Source organism: Vogesella perlucida (assembly GCF_979366545.1).
Genome location: NZ_CEETRO010000003.1, coordinates 275,392 through 294,829, shown reverse-complemented (window position 1 = coordinate 294,829; position 19,438 = coordinate 275,392). Strand labels below are relative to the sequence as shown.

The 19,438-nt window shown below is 62.7% G+C and carries 18 protein-coding genes; 16 read left to right on the top strand and 2 right to left on the bottom strand.

Annotated features, from left to right (window positions below):
- Positions 1–177 precede the first annotated feature (177 nt).
- The 14 genes from edd (at position 178) to alaC (ending at position 15,877) form a co-directional block, all read left to right on the top strand.
- On the top strand, positions 178–2,016 hold the full coding sequence (gene edd / locus ACZ9XP_RS06240) for a phosphogluconate dehydratase (protein WP_147688202.1): 1,839 nt from the start codon (positions 178–180) through the stop codon (positions 2,014–2,016).
- A 93-nt stretch (positions 2,017–2,109) separates the two neighbouring features.
- Positions 2,110–2,736 (top strand): bifunctional 4-hydroxy-2-oxoglutarate aldolase/2-dehydro-3-deoxy-phosphogluconate aldolase, encoded by a 627-nt coding sequence (gene eda / locus ACZ9XP_RS06235; RefSeq protein WP_147688201.1) that lies wholly within the window; start codon positions 2,110–2,112, stop codon positions 2,734–2,736.
- A gap of 327 nt (positions 2,737–3,063) precedes the next feature.
- Positions 3,064–4,125, top strand: coding sequence for a dTDP-glucose 4,6-dehydratase (gene rfbB, locus ACZ9XP_RS06230; protein ID WP_147688200.1), 1,062 nt, complete (start codon positions 3,064–3,066; stop codon positions 4,123–4,125).
- Between the two features lie 2 nt (positions 4,126–4,127).
- Entirely contained in the window at positions 4,128–5,021 is an 894-nt protein-coding gene (gene rfbD, locus ACZ9XP_RS06225; RefSeq protein ID WP_147688199.1) for a dTDP-4-dehydrorhamnose reductase, read from the top strand.
- Positions 5,018–5,908 carry a glucose-1-phosphate thymidylyltransferase RfbA gene (gene rfbA, locus ACZ9XP_RS06220; RefSeq protein WP_147688198.1) on the top strand — a complete coding sequence of 297 codons (891 nt, stop codon included), beginning with the start codon at positions 5,018–5,020 and terminating at the stop codon, positions 5,906–5,908. Before rfbD ends, rfbA begins: the two co-directional genes overlap by 4 nt.
- A gap of 63 nt (positions 5,909–5,971) precedes the next feature.
- Complete coding sequence (gene rfbC / locus ACZ9XP_RS06215; protein WP_147688197.1) at positions 5,972–6,520, top strand: dTDP-4-dehydrorhamnose 3,5-epimerase; 549 nt, start codon at positions 5,972–5,974, stop codon at positions 6,518–6,520.
- A gap of 157 nt (positions 6,521–6,677) precedes the next feature.
- Positions 6,678–7,358: a response regulator transcription factor gene (locus ACZ9XP_RS06210; protein WP_147688196.1), complete on the top strand. Its 681-nt coding sequence runs from the start codon at positions 6,678–6,680 to the stop codon at positions 7,356–7,358.
- A 29-nt stretch (positions 7,359–7,387) separates the two neighbouring features.
- Positions 7,388–8,797, top strand: a complete 1,410-nt coding sequence (locus tag ACZ9XP_RS06205) for a sensor histidine kinase (protein ID WP_147688195.1) — start codon at positions 7,388–7,390, stop codon at positions 8,795–8,797.
- Between the two features lie 500 nt (positions 8,798–9,297).
- The gene (locus tag ACZ9XP_RS06200) at positions 9,298–10,542 is read left to right on the top strand and encodes an ABC transporter substrate-binding protein (protein ID WP_147688194.1); all 1,245 of its coding nucleotides are present in this window, start codon (positions 9,298–9,300) and stop codon (positions 10,540–10,542) included.
- A gap of 181 nt (positions 10,543–10,723) precedes the next feature.
- Positions 10,724–11,626, top strand: a complete 903-nt coding sequence (locus ACZ9XP_RS06195) for a carbohydrate ABC transporter permease (RefSeq protein ID WP_147688193.1) — start codon at positions 10,724–10,726, stop codon at positions 11,624–11,626.
- Positions 11,619–12,476 carry a carbohydrate ABC transporter permease gene (locus ACZ9XP_RS06190; RefSeq protein WP_147688192.1) on the top strand — a complete coding sequence of 286 codons (858 nt, stop codon included), beginning with the start codon at positions 11,619–11,621 and terminating at the stop codon, positions 12,474–12,476. Before ACZ9XP_RS06195 ends, ACZ9XP_RS06190 begins: the two co-directional genes overlap by 8 nt.
- Positions 12,477–12,480: 4 nt before the next feature.
- Positions 12,481–13,590, top strand: a complete 1,110-nt coding sequence (locus ACZ9XP_RS06185) for a sn-glycerol-3-phosphate ABC transporter ATP-binding protein UgpC (RefSeq protein WP_147688191.1) — start codon at positions 12,481–12,483, stop codon at positions 13,588–13,590.
- Positions 13,590–14,486 (top strand): aldo/keto reductase, encoded by an 897-nt coding sequence (locus ACZ9XP_RS06180; RefSeq protein ID WP_170253739.1) that lies wholly within the window; start codon positions 13,590–13,592, stop codon positions 14,484–14,486. The genes ACZ9XP_RS06185 and ACZ9XP_RS06180 overlap by 1 nt, the downstream gene beginning before the upstream one ends.
- Before the next feature lie 182 nt (positions 14,487–14,668).
- Positions 14,669–15,877 carry an alanine transaminase gene (gene alaC / locus ACZ9XP_RS06175; protein ID WP_147688190.1) on the top strand — a complete coding sequence of 403 codons (1,209 nt, stop codon included), beginning with the start codon at positions 14,669–14,671 and terminating at the stop codon, positions 15,875–15,877.
- Between the two features lie 108 nt (positions 15,878–15,985).
- On the opposite strand, the gene ACZ9XP_RS06170 is transcribed toward alaC, so the two are convergent.
- Together ACZ9XP_RS06170 and alr are read right to left on the bottom strand one after the other, a co-directional pair.
- On the bottom strand, positions 15,986–16,528 hold the full coding sequence (locus ACZ9XP_RS06170) for a methylated-DNA--[protein]-cysteine S-methyltransferase (protein WP_147688189.1): 543 nt from the start codon (positions 16,526–16,528) through the stop codon (positions 15,986–15,988).
- An 80-nt stretch (positions 16,529–16,608) separates the two neighbouring features.
- Positions 16,609–17,835: an alanine racemase gene (gene alr, locus ACZ9XP_RS06165; protein ID WP_147688188.1), complete on the bottom strand. Its 1,227-nt coding sequence runs from the start codon at positions 17,833–17,835 to the stop codon at positions 16,609–16,611.
- 257 nt (positions 17,836–18,092) lie between these two features.
- On the opposite strand from alr, the gene ACZ9XP_RS06160 reads away from it, so the two are divergent.
- Positions 18,093–18,332 (top strand): hypothetical protein, encoded by a 240-nt coding sequence (locus tag ACZ9XP_RS06160; protein ID WP_147688187.1) that lies wholly within the window; start codon positions 18,093–18,095, stop codon positions 18,330–18,332.
- 232 nt (positions 18,333–18,564) lie between these two features.
- Entirely contained in the window at positions 18,565–19,389 is an 825-nt protein-coding gene (locus ACZ9XP_RS06155; protein WP_147688186.1) for an HDOD domain-containing protein, read from the top strand.
- The last annotated feature ends 49 nt before the right edge of the window (positions 19,390–19,438 follow it).

The following is a 19,438-nucleotide window of genomic DNA, read 5'->3' as shown; positions in this document are numbered from 1 at the left end:
GCAGCATTGTTACCGGTGGTTTTTGCTGTTGCTAGTCGCCAACAGATAGACAAGGTGATGAATATTAACGATTAACTGGCTATTTTGCTAAAATAAACCCGCTTTTTGTGGTGTAACGCCTTGCAAACACACTGTAGTAAAACTACCATTCAAGCACCTTCATCAGGGCCGATACCAATGAGTCTGCACCCCGTTCTGCACGCTGTTACCCAGCGCATCATCGAACGCAGCCGCGATACCCGCGCTGCCTACCTGACTACGGCCCGCGCGGCGATGCGCCAAGGCAAGGTCGAGCGTTCCCAGCTGTCCTGTACCAACCTGGCACACGCCTTTGCGGCCATGCCGGACGGCATCAAGATTCATCTGAAAGAAGCGGCCCGCCCCAACCTGGCCGTTGTGTCGGCGTATAACGACATGCTGTCGGCGCACCAGCCGCTGGACACCTTCCCGGCCATCATCAAGGCCGAGGCGCTGAAAGTGGGTGCTACCGCCCAGTTTGCCGGCGGCGTACCCGCCATGTGCGATGGCGTGACACAGGGCTTCGAGGGCATGGAGCTGAGTTTGTTCTCGCGCGATGTGATCGCCATGAGCACTGCCATCGCACTGAGCCACCAGATGTTCGACGCCGCGCTGTACCTGGGCGTGTGCGACAAGATCGTGCCGGGCCTGCTGATCGGCGCGCTGGCCTTTGGCCACCTGCCAGCGGTATTTGTGCCGGCCGGCCCGATGACCACCGGCATCGCCAACGACGACAAAGCCAAAGTGCGTCAGCTGTACGCCGAGGGCAAGGTTGGCCGCGACGCGCTGCTGGAATCCGAAATGGCGTCCTACCACGGCCCGGGCACCTGCACTTTCTACGGCACCGCCAACAGCAACCAGATGCTGATGGAGGTGATGGGCCTGCACCTGCCGGGTGCCGCCTTCGTCAACCCGAATACCCCGCTGCGCGACGCCCTGACGCGCCGCGCCGCCCGCGTGGCGGCCGAGATTTCGGCCCAGGGCAGCCGCTTCACCCCGATTTGCGAGGTGATCGACGAGAAAGCCATCGTCAACGGCATCGTGGGCCTGCTGGCTACCGGCGGTTCTACCAACCACACCCTGCACATCAATGCCATTGCCCGTGCGGCGGGCATTCACGTGAACTGGGACGATTTCGACGAGCTGTCCAGCGTGGTGCCGCTGATCGTGCGTGCCTACCCGAACGGCAAGGCCGACGTGAACCACTTCCACGCCGCTGGCGGCATGGGTTATGTGATTCGCGAGCTGCTGGACGCCGGCCTGCTGCACGACGACGTGACCACCATCATGGGCCGTGGCCTGCGCGCCCACAGCCAGGAAGCCTGGCTGCAAGACGGCGAGGCGGCCTTCCGCGCTGCGCCAACGGTGTCGGGTGACGACAGCGTGCTGCGCCCTGCGGCCAACCCGTTCTCGGCCGATGGTGGCCTGAAAGTGCTGACCGGCAATATCGGCCGCGCCGTGATCAAGGTGTCGGCAGTGAAAGCCGAGCACCGCGTGGTGGAAGCGCCAGCTGTGGTGTTCCACGACCAGAACGAGCTGCTGGCGGCGTTCAAGCGCGGCGAGCTGGAAAAAGACTTTGTGGCGGTGATCCGCTTCCAGGGCCCGCGCGCCAACGGCATGCCGGAGCTGCACAAGCTGACGCCGCCGCTGGGCGTGCTGCAGGAGCGCGGCTTCAAGGTGGCGCTGGTCACCGATGGCCGTATGTCCGGCGCGTCCGGCAAGGTGCCGGCAGCGATTCACGTGTCGCCCGAAGCCCTGCTGGGCGGCGACATCGGCAAGGTACGCAACGGCGACCTGGTGCGCTTGGACGCTAACACCGGCGAATTGAGCATTCTGGTAGACGCTGCCGAGTGGGCCGCGCGCGAGCACGTGCAGGCCGACCTGAGCGCCAACCAGCACGGCGTGGGCCGCGACCTGTTTGCCGGCTTCCGCCAGCTGGCTACCGCTGCCGAAGACGGCGCGATGAGCTTTGCCCACCCGCTGTGGGCTGGCCGCTAAGCGCCTGAGCCCCTGCCGAGCGGCAGTGGGCTATAAAAACTGCATCGATCATTTACCGGGTTGGCCGCGGCCAACCCCAGCAAAGGACACACCATGGACGCTCTGTCTCTGCTTCGCCAAGGCCCGGTCGTACCGGTTATCGTGGTTAATGACGCCGCCGTGGCGGTAGACCTGGCACACGCGCTGGTCGCCGGCGGCATCCGCACACTGGAAATCACGCTGCGTACCAAGGCCGCGCTGGCTGCCATGCGCCGCATCCGCGATGAAGTACCCGACGCGCTGGTCGGTGCCGGTACCGTGCGTACCCGCGCCCACCTGGAAGCCGCACTGGACGCTGGTGCCCAATTCGGCATCAGCCCGGGCCTGACCGCCGAGCTGGCCGCCGCCGCCCGCGCCTCCGGCGTACCGTTCATCCCCGGCATTGCCACCCCGTCCGAAGCCATGCACGCGCAGGATGAGGGCTTCAACATCCTGAAACTGTTCCCGGCCGAGGCGGTAGGCGGCATTAAGCTGCTGAAGTCGCTGGCCGGCCCGCTGCCGGAGCTGCGCTTCTGCCCCACCGGCGGTATCGATGTCAACAGCGCGCCCAACTACCTGGCCCTGCCTAACGTGCTGGCCGTGGGCGGCAGCTGGCTCACCCCGGACGACGCCATTGCGGCGCAGGACTGGGACCGTATCACTGCACTGGCCCGTGCGGCCAGCGCACTGGCGGTACGCTAGGCATAGCCAGGCGGTGCTGCACTGTGGCCGGAGCTACTTACGGGTGGCCTGTGGCGGCCTTAGTGCAGGGCACATTGCCTGCCTGTGTACGCTTGCCCCGTGATGCTTGTTGGCTGTAGCGACATAGCCCACAGGCTTTGAAGTTCGTTTTGTTGCATTCTCTTCTGGCTCTGCCGACTCTCCCCGGCAGAGCCTTTTTTTATCTGGCCACGGCTATGCTGTAAAAATATTGGTAGGCAAGTGTAAAATCCCTTGATTCGCGCACCTGATGTAGCCGGCATTGAAGAGTCGCTGGGCTGAGTGCTGATTATTTTCTGGGGACTGAACATGACAATTATGGTGACGGGCGGCGCTGGCTTTATCGGCGGCAACTTTGTGCTGGACTGGTTGGCCGCACACGATGAAACCGTGGTGAACCTGGACAAGCTGACCTACGCCGGCAACCTGCAAACCCTGGCCAGTTTGCGTGATAACCCGCGCCACGTGTTTGTGCAGGGCGATATCGGCGACCGCGAGCTGGTCACCCGCCTGCTGGCGCAGTACCAGCCACGCGCAGTGCTGAACTTTGCTGCCGAAAGCCACGTAGACCGCTCCATTCACGGCCCGGGCGACTTTATCCACACCAATGTGCTGGGCACGTTCAATCTGCTGGAGTCGGTGCGTGCCTACTGGACCGAACTGCCTGCAGAGGAAAAGCAAGCGTTCCGCTTTCTGCACGTGTCCACCGACGAGGTATACGGCACGCTCTCGCCAGCAGACCCGCCGTTTGCCGAAGACAACCGCTACGAACCCAATAGCCCGTACTCGGCCAGCAAGGCCGCTAGCGACCACCTGGTACGTGCCTGGCACCATACCTATGGCCTGCCGGTGCTCACTACCAACTGCAGCAATAACTACGGGCCTTACCATTTCCCCGAGAAGCTGATTCCGCTGGTTATCCTCAATGCGCTGGCCGGCAAGCCGCTGCCCATCTACGGCGATGGCCAACAGGTACGCGACTGGCTGTACGTGAAAGACCACTGCAGCGCCATCCGCCGTGTGCTGGAAGCCGGGCAGCCAGGGGAAACCTATAACGTGGGCGGCTGGAACGAAAAAGCCAACCTGGACGTGGTGCGCACCCTGTGTGCGCTACTGGACGAGCTACGCCCGCGTGCCGACGGCCAGCCCTATGCCAGCCAGATCACCTACGTACAAGACCGCCCGGGCCACGACCGTCGTTACGCCATCGACGCCCGCAAGCTGCAGCGCGAGCTGGGCTGGACGCCGGCGGAAACCTTCGACAGCGGCATCCGCAAGACGGTGCAGTGGTATCTGGATAACGAGGCCTGGGTGGCCGGCGTGACCAGCGGCAGCTACCGCGACTGGCTGAGCCAGCAGTACGGGGCGTGACCATGGCCACGCGCATCCTGATTACCGGCAGCAGCGGCCAGGTAGGCTTCGAGCTACAGCGCGCGCTGGCACTGCACGGCGAGCTGATTTGTCCGCTGCGGAAAGATGTCGACCTGTCGCAGCCGGCCAGCCTGCAAGCGGCGCTGGACGCCTGGCAGCCGCACATTATCGTGAACCCGGCGGCCTATACGGCCGTGGACAAAGCCGAGGACGAACCGGTGCTGGCCCAGGCCATCAACGCCGATGCGGTGGCGGTACTGGCGCAATGGGCGGCGGCGCACAATGCGCTCTTGCTGCATTACTCCACCGATTACGTATTTGACGGAAGCAAAGCGGGCGCCTGGTGCGAGGACGATGCGGCCAACCCGCAGTCGGTATACGGGCGCAGCAAATGGCTGGGTGAAGAGGCCATACGCGCCAGCGGCTGCCGTCACTTTATCCTGCGCACCTCATGGGTAGCGGGCGTGTACGGGCAGAACTTCCTGAAAACCATGCTCCGCCTGGCCAGCAGCCGTGACAGCCTGTCGGTGGTGGCCGACCAGTTCGGCGCGCCGACTCCGGCCAGCCTGCTGGCCGATGTAGCGGCCAACCTGGTACAGCGTGCACAAGCCCGGGCGGACCAGCCGTACGGTACCTATCACGTGGCAGCGCAGGGGCGCACCAGCTGGCACGAGTACGCCAGCTACGTCATCGCCCTGGCGCGCGAGGCCGGCTGGCCGCTGCAGCTGGCCGCCGCGCCGCAGCCTATCCCCAGTAGCGCCTACCCGCAAAAAGCCCGCCGCCCGGCCAACTCGCAGCTGGACTGTAGCAAGCTGATGCAGACCTTTGACCTGCAATTGCCGCACTGGCAGCAGGCCGCTAAACAGATCTTCGATACGCTGGATAACCTCAAATGAGCACAAAAGCACGCAAGGGCATCATTCTGGCCGGTGGCTCCGGCACCCGTCTGTACCCGGCCACACTGGCCGTCAGCAAGCAGCTGCTGCCGATCTACGATAAGCCGATGATCTACTACCCGCTCAGCACCCTGATGCTGGCGGGCATCCGCGAGATCCTGATTATTTCCACCCCGCAGGACACGCCGCGTTTCCAGCAGCTGCTGGGCGATGGCAGCCAGTGGGGCATCCGCCTCGAGTACACGGTACAGCCTAGCCCCGACGGGCTGGCGCAGGCCTTTATCCTGGGCGAAGCCTTCCTGGATGGTGCGCCGTCGGCACTGGTGCTGGGCGACAATATCTTCTACGGTAACGACTTCCCGAAACTGCTGAAGGATGCCAATGCACGTAGCGAAGGTGCCTCGGTGTTTGCCTACCATGTACACGACCCGGAACGCTACGGCGTGGTGGCATTTGACGCTGCGGGCCGCGCCATCAGCATCGAAGAAAAGCCGGCACAACCCCAGTCCAACTACGCAGTTACCGGCCTGTACTTTTACGACGAGCAGGTGGTGGAGATCGCCAAGTCCATCAAACCCTCGCATCGAGGCGAGCTGGAAATCACGGACGTGAATGCCACCTATCTGCAGCAAGGCACGCTCAATGTACAGACCATGGGCCGTGGCTACGCCTGGCTGGATACCGGTACGCACGAGTCGATGCTGGAAGCCAGCCAGTTTATTGCCACCGTGGAAAACCGCCAGGGCTTGAAAGTAGCCTGCCCGGAAGAAATCGCTTTCCAGGCCGGCTGGATCAGTGCCGAGCAGGTAGAAAAGCTGGCCGCACCGCTGAAGAAAAACGCTTATGGCCAGTATTTGCTAGCCATGCTGCGCCTGGCGGCACGCTAAACTGCGGTCTTAATTATTTAAGAGGCTGCGGCGCAAGTCGCAGCCTGTCTTCACGGTTGTCATATGAACATCATTAATACTGCCATTCCCGACGTCAAAATCATCGAGCCCAAGGTCTTCGGTGACGAGCGGGGCTATTTTTACGAAAGCTTCAGCCAGCGCCTGTTTGACGACGCAGTTGGCCGCCATGTCGAGTTTGTGCAGGACAACCACAGCCGCTCGCTACGCGGCGTGTTGCGCGGCCTGCACTACCAGCTGCCGCCGTTTGCCCAAGGCAAACTGGTGCGCTGTACCGTTGGTGAGGTATTCGACGTGGCGGTGGACATTCGCCGTAGCTCACCCACTTTCGGGCAGTGGGTAGCGGTCAACCTGTCGGCCGAAAACAAGCGCCAGCTGTGGATACCCGAAGGTTTCGCGCATGGCTTTGTCACCCTGAGCGAGCACGCCGAGTTCCTCTACAAAACCACCAGTTATTACGCACCCAGCCACGACCGTGGCGTGTTGTGGAATGATCCGGCCATCGGTATTGCCTGGCCGGACTGCGGCCCGCTGCAGCTGTCCGGCAAAGACCAGGTGCAGCCCCTGCTTGCCACGGCCGAGCTGTTCGACTAAGCCCGTTGATAAAACCCCGCATCCCGCCTGGCGCCAGTGAGCCAGGTCTGTGCGCGGGTAGACCAAGGGGTTTTGCGTGCCGCCTAGCGCAAACCTTCCTCCTGGCAGCCATTTGGCGCTATCGTTACGCCCTGCTCTGGTTTTGCAAGGATTCTCCATGAAGCTTCTGATCGCCGAAGACGACGCCGTGCTGGCTGATGCCCTGCTGACCCGGCTGGACCGGCTGGGCTTTGCCACCAGCCACGCTGCCGATGGCCTCTTGGCGCAGCAGTTATTGCTGGCCGAAGCATTTGATGCCGTGATTCTGGATATCGGCCTGCCGGGTCTGGATGGCCTGCAGGTGTTGCGCAATGTGCGAGTGCACAAACCCGCGCTGCCGATTCTCATCCTCACCGCGCTGGACAGCATGGAAGACCGCGTAGCCGGGCTGGATGCGGGGGCTGACGATTATCTGGTGAAGCCGTTCGAGTTTCCCGAGCTGGAAGCGCGCATTCGCGCCCTGCTGCGCCGTCATCGTGTGGCCGAAGCCGTGCGCGACGAGCTGCACTTTGCCAGCCTGCGGCTGGACCGTGCCGGCCAGCGTGTATGGGCTGGCGAGCAGGCGCTGGACTTGTCCGCGCGCGAGCTGCAGCTGATGGATATCCTGATGACCAACGGCGAACGCGTGGTTACCAAAGAACAGATCGCCGGCGAGTTGGCCGCAGATGGCGAAGAAGTAGGCGTTAACGCGGTAGAAGTGTACGTGCACCGCCTGCGCAAAAAGCTGGATGGCAGCGGGGTGGGTATTCGGGCCGTACGGGGCCTGGGCTATCTGCTGGCAGCCACCGACGACGCCTGAGCCCGGCTGCGGCCAACCCTGGAGCTGCCATGTCCCGCCCACGCGAGCTTTCCCTGCGCCGCCAGCTACTGATGTGGCTGCTGCTGCCACAGCTGATTTTATGGCTGTCTGCCGCCTTTCTCGCCTACAACATGGCGCTGGTGTACACCAACGAAGTCATCGACCGCACGCTGGCCAAATCCAGCAGCGCGCTGGCGCGCCAGGTCAAGCCCTTCGGCAATGGCTTTTACGTTGACTTTCCCAGCGCCGCGCGCGACATCCTGCAGCAAGACCCGGACGACCGCGTGCACTATATGGTGAGCTCGCCGCCCGAGGCATTCTTGCTGGGCGAGCCGGCCATGCCACGCCCGCCCGCCGGTATTGCCGCCAAAGCGGGGGACAGCTTTTTCTACAATGCCCGCATGAAGGGCATGGAGGTGCGCGTTGCCGCCCAGTACCTGCTGGCCGGTACCGACGCGCGGCCACAGCTGATGCTGGTGCAGGTAGCCAAGAGCCGGGCGCTCAGTACCGAGCTGGCCCGCAAGATCCTGTTCGACATGGGCCTGCCGCTGTTGGGTCTGATGCTGCTGACCAGCGTGCTGGTATGGGGCGGCATTAGCCGGGGCCTGTCACCGCTGCGCAGCCTGCGCCGCCGTGTAGAAGACTGCAGCGCCCGTGACCTCACCCCCATCGAGGTAGAAAACGCCCCTAACGAAGTGCGCTCGCTGACCGCTGCCATCAATAGCCTGCTGGACGAGGTACACGGCCAGGTAGCGCAGCAACGACGCTTTATTGCCGATGCCGCCCACCAGCTGCGTACCCCGCTGGCGGGGCTGAAATCGCAAACCGAGCTGGTACGTGCCGAGCTGCGCGAAGCCCAGCCTGACCTGCCGCTGTTGGGGCGGCAGCTGGTACAGGTAGAAACCAGCGTGGCGCGCGCCATCCGGCTGGTGAACCAGCTACTGGCCCTGGCCCGCGCCGAGCCCGAAGCCGGTCTTACCCTGCAAGCGCTGGATTTTGCCGCACTGGTGCGCGAGGTCACCACCGAAGCGGTACCCCGTGCGCTGAGTGCGCGTATCGACCTGGGGCTGGAGGCCGAGGCCGGCAGCATGACGATACGCGGCCACGCCGGCCTGCTGCGCGAGCTGCTGGCCAACCTGCTGGACAACGCCATCCAGTACACCCCGGCCGGGGGCGAGGTCACCGTGCTGCTGCAGCGCCGTGGCCACAGTGTGTACCTGGCCGTGCAGGATAACGGCCCCGGCATCCCCTTGGCCGAACGCGAGCGCGTGTTCGAGCGCTTTTATCGCGGCAGTGCCGAGGGCAAAGGCAAAGGCTGTGGCCTGGGCCTGGCCATTGTGCAGGAGATTGCTCGCCGCCACGGCAGCCAGCTGCTGCTGACCGATACCCCGGGTGGCGGGCTGAGTGCCAGCTTGCAGCTGGCGCTACTACCGGCCTAGTTGGCGCCTGTTCCATGTCTTTTGGCCGCGCTGATGCGGCCAACGTTGCAGATGGTGCGTGGCCGAACCAGTCTTGCGCAGCCGTGTGTTGCCGCCGCTGCACGGTGTCGACGTGCCCGGGCCGCGAACCGCACTGCGGCAGAGGTTTCCTGGCGCTGTATCCGTCAGCCACCTGCCGTAGCCGTCAACAGACATTGCACCAGCGCCTAGACCAGCGTCGTGTAGTTGACACACTAGATGTCCCGTCATGGTGCGCCGCAATAAGCGCGCCCAGCCGCTTATCTGCTTGATTTGCCTGAATGTCATGCTGCCCTGCGTGCCGGGTTGGTGCAAAACTTACAACTACTGCACTCAAAACTTACACAATTCTTACGTCTTGCAGCTATAGTTCAGCCAACTGCCAAGGCGCTGGGGAGAACAGCGCCCGCGGTTAAGCCAATAATCCGCCGCCAGGCTTGGCCGGCAAGGCGGAAACACGCATCACAATCATGGAGATGAACATGAAGCTGAAAAGCCTGACTATGGCCGTTATGGCCGCTACCCTGTTGCCTGCTGCCGCGTTTGCCGGCGACGTGGAAGTGCTGCACTGGTGGACTTCCGGTGGCGAAGCCAAATCGGCCGCCGAGCTGAAAAAAATGATGACCGCCAAAGGTCACGCCTGGAAAGATTTCGCGGTAGCCGGTGGCGGTGGCGACAATGCCATGACCGCGCTGAAAACCCGTGTGGTATCCGGTAACCCGCCGACTGCCGCCCAGATCAAGGGCCCGGCGATCCAGGAATGGGGTGCTGAAGGCGTACTGGCTGATATTGATGCCGTGGCCAAAGCGGGCAACTGGGACAAGCAGCTGCCCGTGGTGGTGAGCAATGTGATGAAGTACAAAGGCAAATACGTTGCTGCCCCGGTAAACGTACACCGCGTGAACTGGCTGTGGGTGAACCCGGAAGCCTTCAAGAAAGCCGGTGCGACCGTGCCGAAAACCTGGCCGGAGTTCTTTGCTGCCGCTGACAAGCTGCAAAAAGCCGGTATCCAGCCGGTAGCCCATGGCGGCCAGCCTTGGCAGGATGCCACCCTGTTTGAATCGGTAGCCCTGGGTGTGGGCGGTGCCGATTACTACAACAAAGCCTTCGTCAAGCTGGACAAAGCGACCCTGGCCGGCCCGACCACCGTGAAGGTGTTCGAGACCATGGCCAAGATCAAGACCTACATCGATAAAGGCGCCGCAGGCCGCGACTGGAACCTGGCTACCGCCATGGTCATCAACGGCAAGGCTGGTATGCAGTTCATGGGCGACTGGGCCAAAGGCGAATTCACTGCCGCTGGCAAGGTACCGGGTAAAGACTTTATCTGTACCGACGCACCAGGCACCCAGAACGCCTTTACTTTCAACATCGACTCCATGGCCATGTTCCAGCAGAAATCCCCTGCTGCGGTAAAAGCCCAGGCTGACCTGGCTGCCACCATCATGAGCCCGTCGTTCCAGGAAGTATTCAACCTGAACAAAGGCTCCATCCCGGCACGTCTGGACACCCCGATGGCCAAGTTTGACGCCTGCGCCAAGAAATCCAGCTTCGACATGAACGCTGCGGCCAAGAGCAACAAGCTGGTGCCAAGCTTTGCGCACAAGATGGCCATGCCTTCCGCTACCGAAGGTGCCATGGTGGACGTGATCTCGCAGTTCATGAACTCCAGCATGACCCCGGCACAAGCGACCGAGCGTCTGGCCAAAGCCGGCGCCGTACGCTAAGCACCCTGGCCCTGCTGCCTGGCAGCAGGGTGGTTGCCTGATGTTGCGCACAGGCCGGTAGCCCCGGCCTGTTTCTGCCCCCTAGCCGTTTTGCCACCATGCTGCATCCTGCGGCAGGGTTGTCTGCGGCCAACTGCCGGGCAGGGCGCGTATTTACCGACCGAGACAGCAAGGAACACACATGTCTGCCTCCCCCTCTCAAGGCCGCCTCAGCGCGCTGGCCGACCGCTGGCTACCCAAGCTGGTACTGTCGCCTACGCTGGCCGCCAGCCTGATCTTCGTCTACGGCTTCATTGCCTGGACGGGGTGGCTATCTTTTACCGAATCCCGCCTGATGCCGCGTTACGACTGGGCAGGTCTGCTGCAGTACCAAGCGCTGTTCGAAAACGAGCGCTGGTGGACCGCTGCGGCCAACCTGGGCATTTTCGGCAGCCTGTTCATTCTGTTCTGCCTGCTGGTAGGCCTGCTGATGGCAGTGCTGCTAGACCAGAAGATCCGCGCCGAAGGCGCCCTGCGCACCATTTACCTGTACCCGATGGCGCTGTCCTTCGTGGTGACCGGTACCGCGTGGAAATGGATGCTGAACCCGGACATGGGCCTGCAAAAGGTGATGAACGACCTGGGTTTTGCCAACTTTACTTTCGACTGGCTGGTGAACCCCGACATGTCCATCTACACCGTGGTGATTGCCGGTGTATGGCAAAGCTCGGGCTTTGTGATGGCGCTGTTCCTGGCCGGCCTGCGCGGCATTGACGACTCCATCATCAAAGCCGCCCAGGTAGACGGTGCCAGCCTGCCTACCATCTACCGCCGCATCCTGATTCCTAGCCTGCGCCCGGTGTTCTTCAGCGTGCTGCTGATCCTGTCGCACATTGCCATCAAGAGCTTCGACCTGGTGATGGCGCTGACCGGTGGCGGCCCCGGTACCTCGTCCGATGTACCCGCCATCTTCATGTACCAGTTTGCCTTTACCCGTGGCCAGCTGGGCCAGGGTGCCGCGTCGGCCATGATGATGCTGTTCACCATCGTCGCCGTGCTGGTGCCGCTGATGTATATGGAAACAAGGAGTGCCAAACGTGTTTAAGAACCTCACCGTTGGCCGCGCGCTGGTGTACGCCGCGCTGCTCCTGATGGCCATCTATTACCTGTTGCCGCTGTACGTGATGCTGACCACCTCGTTCAAGAGCCTGGACGATATCCGCGCCGGTAACATGCTGTCGCTGCCGCAAGCCTGGCAGGGCGGGGCGTGGGTGAAAGCCTGGGCCGAGGCCTGCACCGGGGTGGAATGCAACGGCATGCAGGGCTTCTTCTGGAACTCCATCAAGATGACACTGCCGGCAGTGGCCATCTCCACCATCCTGGGGGCCGTCAACGGCTACGTGGTGTCGATGTGGCGCTTCCGCGGCTCTGACGCGCTGTTCACCATGCTGCTGGTCGGCTGCTTCATCCCCTTCCAGGTCGTGCTGCTGCCGATGGCACAGGTACTGGGCATGCTGGGTATCGCCAACACCACCACCGGCCTGGTGCTGGTGCACGTGGTGTACGGCACGGCGTTTACCACGCTGTTCTTCCGTAACTTTTACATCACCGTACCGGACGAGCTGGTGAAAGCCGCCCGTATCGATGGTGCCGGCTTCTGGACGATTTTCTTCCGTATCCTGCTGCCGATTTCCGGCCCGATTTTCGTGGTGTGCATCATCTGGCAGTTCACCCAGATCTGGAACGACTTCCTGTTCGGCGTGGTATTCGCCAGCGGCGAAGCCCAGCCCATTACTGTGGCGCTGAACAATCTGGTGAACACCTCTACCGGGGTGAAGGAATACAACGTGGACATGGCCGCAGCCATTATTGCTGCGCTGCCGACTCTGTTTGTTTACATGGTTGCTGGCCGCTATTTCGTGCGTGGCCTGACAGCCGGTGCCGTGAAAGGTTAATGCGATGGCCGCTCTTTCCATCAACAATGTGTACAAGACTTACGCCAACGGCACCGACGTGCTCAAGGGCATCGATATCGCCATCGAAGATGGCCAGTTCCTGATTCTGGTCGGCCCGTCCGGCTGCGGTAAATCCACGCTGCTGAACATGATTGCCGGCCTGGACGACATCAGCAGCGGCGATATCGAGATCGGCGGCAAACGCGTGAACGACCTGTCGCCCAAAGACCGCGACATCGCCATGGTGTTCCAGAGCTACGCGCTGTACCCGTCGATGACCGTGCGCCAGAACATCAGCTTTGGCCTGGAAATCCGCAAGGTGGCGCAGGCAGAGATCGACGCTACGGTGAACCGTGTTGCCGAGATGCTGCAGATTACCCACCTGCTGGACCGCAAGCCTGGCCAGATGTCCGGTGGCCAGCGTCAGCGCGTGGCCATGGGCCGCGCCCTGGCCCGTAACCCGTCCATCTTCCTGTTCGACGAGCCGCTGTCCAACCTGGACGCCAAGCTGCGCGTAGAGATGCGCACCGAAATCAAGCTGATGCACCAGCGCCTGAAGTCCACCATCGTGTACGTGACCCACGACCAGATCGAGGCCATGACGCTGGGCGACAAGATCGCGGTGATGAAAGACGGCATCGTGCAGCAGTTTGGCAGCCCGCAGGACATCTACGACAACCCGGCCAACCTGTTTGTGGCCAGCTTCATCGGCTCGCCGTCGATGAACTTCATTCCGGCTACCGTCATCCAGACCGGCAGCGACATCGGCGTGAAGATCTGCGACGACAAAGGCTGCGTGGTGCTGCCGCTGCCGCATGACAAGGTCAAGCTGGCCAAGTTTGTTGGCCAGGAAGTGATCTTCGGCATCCGCCCGGAGCAGATCACCGACGCCCGCACCGCGCACCGCGAAGGCCTGCCGGTGATGAGCTGCCACATCGACGTGATCGAGCCCACCGGCCCGGACACCCTGGTGTTCGTGTCGCTGAACAACACCAAAGTGTGCTGCCGTACCCACCCCACCGAGGCCAAGCGCCCGGGGCAGAGCATGGAGCTGGTGTTCGACGTGTCCAAGGCCGTGCTGTTCGACCCCAAAACCGAAGCGCGGATCGTGTAATGACCGCGCTGGGCACGCAAAGGTTGGCCGCATCGGGGCCGCTGCTGTCACCGGTAGCGGCCGGCGTCTGGCGTCTGGACGAATGGGGATTTGACGACGCCGCGCTGGCCGCCTGGGTAGAGCACGCCCTGGCGCTGGGCATCAGCACTTTCGACCACGCGGATCTGTACGGCGGCTTCACCTGTGAAGCGCTGTTCGGCCGCTGGCTGAAGGCCCACCCCTCGCGCCGCGATGAACTGCAGCTGGTGAGCAAGTGCGGTATCAAGCCGCCCATCGCCGAGCGTGGCTGGCAGGTGAAGCACTACGACACCTCGGCAGTACACATCACCGCCAGTGTCGAGGCTTCGCTGCGCCAGCTGGGTACCGACTACCTCGACCTGCTGCTGATTCATCGCCCGGACCCGCTGCTGGACGCGGATGAAGTGGCCGATACCTTCCGCCGCCTGTTCGAGGCCGGCAAGGTGCGCCACTTCGGGGTGTCCAACTTTACGCCGTCGCAGTACGCCTTGCTGGCCAGCCGCTTTCCGCTGGTGACCAACCAGGTGGAGGCCTCGCTGCTGCACCTGGACCCGCTGTTCGACGGCACCTTCGACCAGTGCCAGCAGCTGCGGGTACGCCCGATGCTGTGGTCGCCGCTTGCTGGCGGCCGCGTGCTGGACGCTGCGGCCAACCCTGCGCTACACGTGGCTTTGCAACAGCTGGCTGGCGAGCTGGATGTCAGCGTGGCCACCGTGGCGCTGGCCTGGCTGCTGCAGCACCCGTGCAAGCCGCTGCCCATCATCGGCTCGCGCCGCCTGGCCTCGCTGGACGACGCGGCAGCGGCCTGCCGCCTCAAGCTCAGCCGCCAGCAGTGGTTTGCCTTGCTGCAAGCCGCGCGCGGCCACGAGGTGGCCTGATTTCTCTGTTGTACCGTGATGTTGGTTGTTGTGTTGTACGTTGCTTGCGCGGCCTTCGGGCCGTTTTTTTTATGCTGCAACAAGCTGGACAGCTACCATGCCAGCCGCTTACGATGGCCCTTCCCCTGTGTCGGGGGAACGTCGCTCGGACGGTTCCGGGCGCTTACGTTGAAAGGTTTCCCATGTCGTCTACCGGCAAGCGCCGCTTTGCGCGCATCGATCGTCTCCCCCCTTACGTTTTCAACATCACCGCCGAACGCAAAATGGCTGCCCGCCGCCGTGGCGACGATATCGTCGACATGAGTATGGGCAACCCGGACGGGGCCACGCCGCCGCACATCGTGGCCAAGCTCACCGAAGCCGCGCAGCGGCCTGATACCCACGGCTACTCGGCATCCAAGGGCATTCCGCGCCTGCGCCGCGCCATTGCGCGCTGGTACCAGCAGCGCTACGCGGTGGATATCGACCCGGACAGCGAGGCCATCGTCACCATCGGCTCCAAGGAAGGCCTGGCGCACCTGATGCTGGCCACGCTGGACCGTGGCGACACCGTGCTGGTGCCGGACCCGAGCTACCCCATTCATATCTATGGTGCGGTGATTGCCGGTGCCGATATCCGCAGCGTGCCGATGGCACCGGACGTGGACTTTTTTGCCGAGCTGGAAAAAACCATCCGCGGTAGCTACCCCAAGCCCAAGATGATCGTGATCGGCTTTCCGTCCAACCCCACCGCGCAGTGCGTGGAGCTGGATTTCTTCGAACGCGTGATCGCACTGGCCAAGAAGCACGACATCTTCGTGGTGCACGACCTGGCCTACGCCGACATCGTGTTCGATGGCTGGAAAGCGCCGTCCATCATGCAGGTGCCGGGCGCCAAGGACATTGCGGTGGAGTTCTTTACCCTGTCCAAGAGCTACAACATGGCCGGCTGGCGTATCGGTTTCATGGTGGGCAACCCCGACCTGGTGGCCGCGCTGGCGCGCATCAAGAGCTATCACGATTACGGCACCTTCACCCCCTTGCAGATTGCTGCCATCGCCGCGCTGGAAGGCGACCAGCAATGCGTGCGCGACATCGCCGCCACCTACCAGAAGCGCCGCGACGTGCTGTACAAGGGGCTGATGGAAGCGGGCTGGCAGGTGGACCTGCCCAAGGCGTCGATGTACATCTGGGCGCGTATTCCAGAGCATTACCGCGCACTGGGCTCGCTGGCCTTTGCCAACCTGCTGTTGGACAAGGCCAAGGTATCGGTATCGCCCGGCGTGGGGTTTGGCGACTACGGCGACGAGTACGTGCGCTTTGCGCTGATCGAAAACGAAAGCCGCATCCGCCAGGCCATCCGCGGCATCAAGACCATGTTCCGCGCCGACGGCCTGCTGCCGCCGGCTTGACCTGGTGCTGCCCGGCCAGGGCTAGGTAGTTGCCGCCAGTAAAACGCCGCCCTTCGGGGCGGCGTTGTCATGTAACCAGCTTGGTTGCGGCCAACGTTGGCCGCAGGCTCAGAACAGCTGCGGTTGGGTGTCGCCAAAGCGGCTGCGTTGCTCGTGGGCCAGCAGCCAGGCCTTGCGCTGCAGGCCGCCGCCGTAGCCGGTGAGGCTGCCGTCTTTGCCGATAACACGGTGGCAGGGCACGATGATGGCCACGCGGTTGGCACCGTTGGCGCCGGCCACGGCGCGGATGGCGGCGGGCTTGCCCAGGCGGTCGGCCTGTTGCTGATAGCTGGTGGTGTCGCCATAGGGGATGGTTTGCAGTGCTTGCCACACTTGCTGCTGGAAGGCGGTGCCGGGCAGGTGTAGCGCCACGCCGAATTGCTGCCGCGTGCCGGCAAAGTATTCGCCGATTTCATGCTCGGCCTGCCGGGTGTGGCTGTTTTCTCCGGCCAAAATGCGGCTACCCAGCAGGCGCTGCAGCTCGGCAAACTCGCGCTCGTTGCGCTGGCTGACGGCAAACTCCAGCAGGCATACGCCCTGTTCGCTGGCGCAGACAAACATGGGCCCCAGTGGGCTGTGAAAACGGTGTAGCAGCAGGGCAGGTGCGGTCATGGCGATGGGCAGGCAGTCAGGGCAGGCGGCCAGTGTAACGCAGTGGCCGCCTGCCGTAGCCTGGTGTAATGACTAGGCGCTTATTTCAGCCGGCGCGGGTTGCTGTTGCCCCATACGGTGTACAGGTCGGCCAGCAGGGCACCGTTGATGTCTTCCATTTCGGCCTGGGTGATGTCGGCGTTGCCCTGTTTGCCGAACAGCACCACTTCGTCGCCCGGCTTCACGCCGGGAACATCGGTAACGTCCACCATGGTGGTGTTCATCGAGACCTTGCCTACCACCGGCGCGCGCTGGCCGTTGATCAGCACATAGCCTTTGTTGGTGAACACGCGGCGGTAGCCGTCGGAGTAGCCCATGGGCAGGTTAGCCAGCAGGCTGTCGCGTTTGAGGGTGTAGGTGCGGTCGTAGCCCACGGTATTGCCGGCCGGGTAGGCATTGACGGCGGCGACACGGGTTTTGAACGCCATCACGCGGCGATACTCGGTGTAGCTGGGAATGGTGTCACCGTAGATCAGGCCGCCGGGGCGCACCATGTCGAGGTGGCTTTCCGGCACTTCCAGCGTGGCAAAGGAGTTGGCCGCATGCAGTGTGAGCTTGCTGCGGTCCAGGCCGGCGGTGTCGATCAGCCACTGGCTTTGTTCCTTGAATGCGGCCAACCCTTTGCGTACGTCGGCGGCGTCTTCCACGGCAAAGTGGGTCATGATGCCCACCAGTTGCAGGCCTGGCTGTTTCACCAGCGCCAGCACGTCCTGGCGGCCTTGTTCGGTGCCCATTTCCAGGCCGTTACGGCTCATGCCCGAGGAGTTCAGGCCCAGGTGGATGCGCAGGGTGCGGCCCTGTTTTTGTGCCAGCTGGCCTGCGGCGCGGGCGTGCGCCAGGTTACCTGTCAGCTCTTCCATGTTGTAGCGCAGTGCGCCGCGGATTTCGCCCAGCGTGGCGGTGCGCACGCGCATCAGGCGGCCGTTGAAGCCTTTTTCGCGCACGACGCGGGCCTCTTCATTGCTGGCTACGCCAATACAGGGCACGCCGGTGGCGATGATGGACGGCACCAGCAGGGCGATGCCATGGCCGTAGGCGTCGGCTTTCATCACGGCACAGATTTGCGATTTACCGGCCAGGCGGGTTTGCAGCTGACGGATATTGTGTTCGAAGGCGGCTTTGTCGATTTCCACCCAGGCGTTGCTGGCGGGGGCGGTGGCTTCGCTGCGTGCCGCGGTGGCGGCGTCCAGCAGCGGGGCGGCCAGGGCGGGCTGGGTGCCTAGCAGGGTGGCCAAGCTCAGGGCGAGCAGAGTACGGTGAAACGGCATGTTTTCTCCTTTGTGGCGTCGCCGGCGCTTGTTATTTGTGCGGCTGTCACAGCACTGTCATATTGGCGAGTTGCCATGCTATGTCATTTATGTTTGATGAGTGCATTATTAATGCGACATGGATTTATAGAAAATGACATGCTTTGTGTCAGTCTTTATACCGTGAAGATACAAACTGACTGCATTTCGCCGCATGGGCTGCGCTAGCCTAGGCATGCCGGTACACGGTGTACCGGCATGGCGAAGAGGTGCACGATATGAGTATTTCAGGCCTTTCTGCAGCCGGTTCTACCATTTACGGTGGCTTTAGCACCGTAGGGAGTGGGGCAGGCAAAATTGCGTCGGGGGTGAGTGACATTGCCAGCGGCGTGGTGTCGGTAGCGAGTGGTGTCGCCAGCGGTGTGGAAGAAGCAGGCGATGCGGTAATGGAAGGTATCTCACTAGGTGGTGAAGCCATTGCCAAGGCAATAGGCGGCACGATCGATACACTGGTGTAAGGCACGGGCCGGGCATGAGCCTGCCCGGCCCGTGGTAGTTGAGCAGCAGGTAGTGCTGAGTTGTTATGTACTTGGGCCGGTATGGGCCCTGCGGCAAAAAGTGGGGCGGGCCCGGATAGGCACTGGCCATGTTCACGACATTTTTTGCCGCAGGGAAAATACCGGCTGTTTTTTTGCCGTTCCTTGCCTAAGCTCACTTTATGCGCCAGCGCACACGACAAGGAGACCGACTATGCAAGTGGCAGAGCTGTTCGACAAGGCATCCGGCAAATTACCCATGGTGCCCAAAGTAGTGCAGGAGCTGATTGCCAGCTTCAACGACAACAACGTGAACATGGACGACGTGGCCAATAAGGTAGCGCACGATCAGGTGTTGAGCGCGCGCGTGCTGCGCCTGGCCAACACCGCGCGCTTTGGTGGCAGCCGCAAGATAGGTTCGCTGGACGACGCGGTGGTGATGCTCGGCTTTGACAACCTGCGTGTGCTGGTGATTGCCTCGGGTGTCAGTGGGGCGACGTCCAATATCCCCGGTTTTGACATGAAAAGCTTCTGGGGTCGCAGTTTCGAGATGGCCAATACCAGCAAGGCACTCGCCAAGCTGGCGGGGCTGGAGCCGCAGCTGGGTTATACCTGTGGCCTGATGTCCAATATCGGTGAACTGGTGTTGCACGTGGCCGAGCCGGAAAAAGCGGTGCAGATCGACCGTGTGGTGGACGGTGGTGCCGACCGGCTGGCCACCGAGCGCATGGTGCTGGGCATGGACCTGACCGAGGTGGGCGCAGAGCTGGCGCGGCGCTGGAGCTTTCCCGACGCCATTCAGGATGCGATCCGCAACCAGCACAATCTGGTGCCGCCGGCCGATGCCTCGCCTTACGCGCTGCTGATCGGTTTGGCCTCGTATATCGTGGCAGGCTTTAACCGCGGCATGAGCGAGCAGGATATGCTGGAAACGGTGCCGCAGCGGGTGGTGTCGGCACTGGGTATCAGCGCCGAACAGCTGGAAGACGCCATCGGTCATCTGAAAGAGATGAGCACGCAGATCGACAGCCTGTTATAGGCAGCCAAGCCGCAGCACAAACAACAAGGCCCCGCTACTGCGGGGCCTT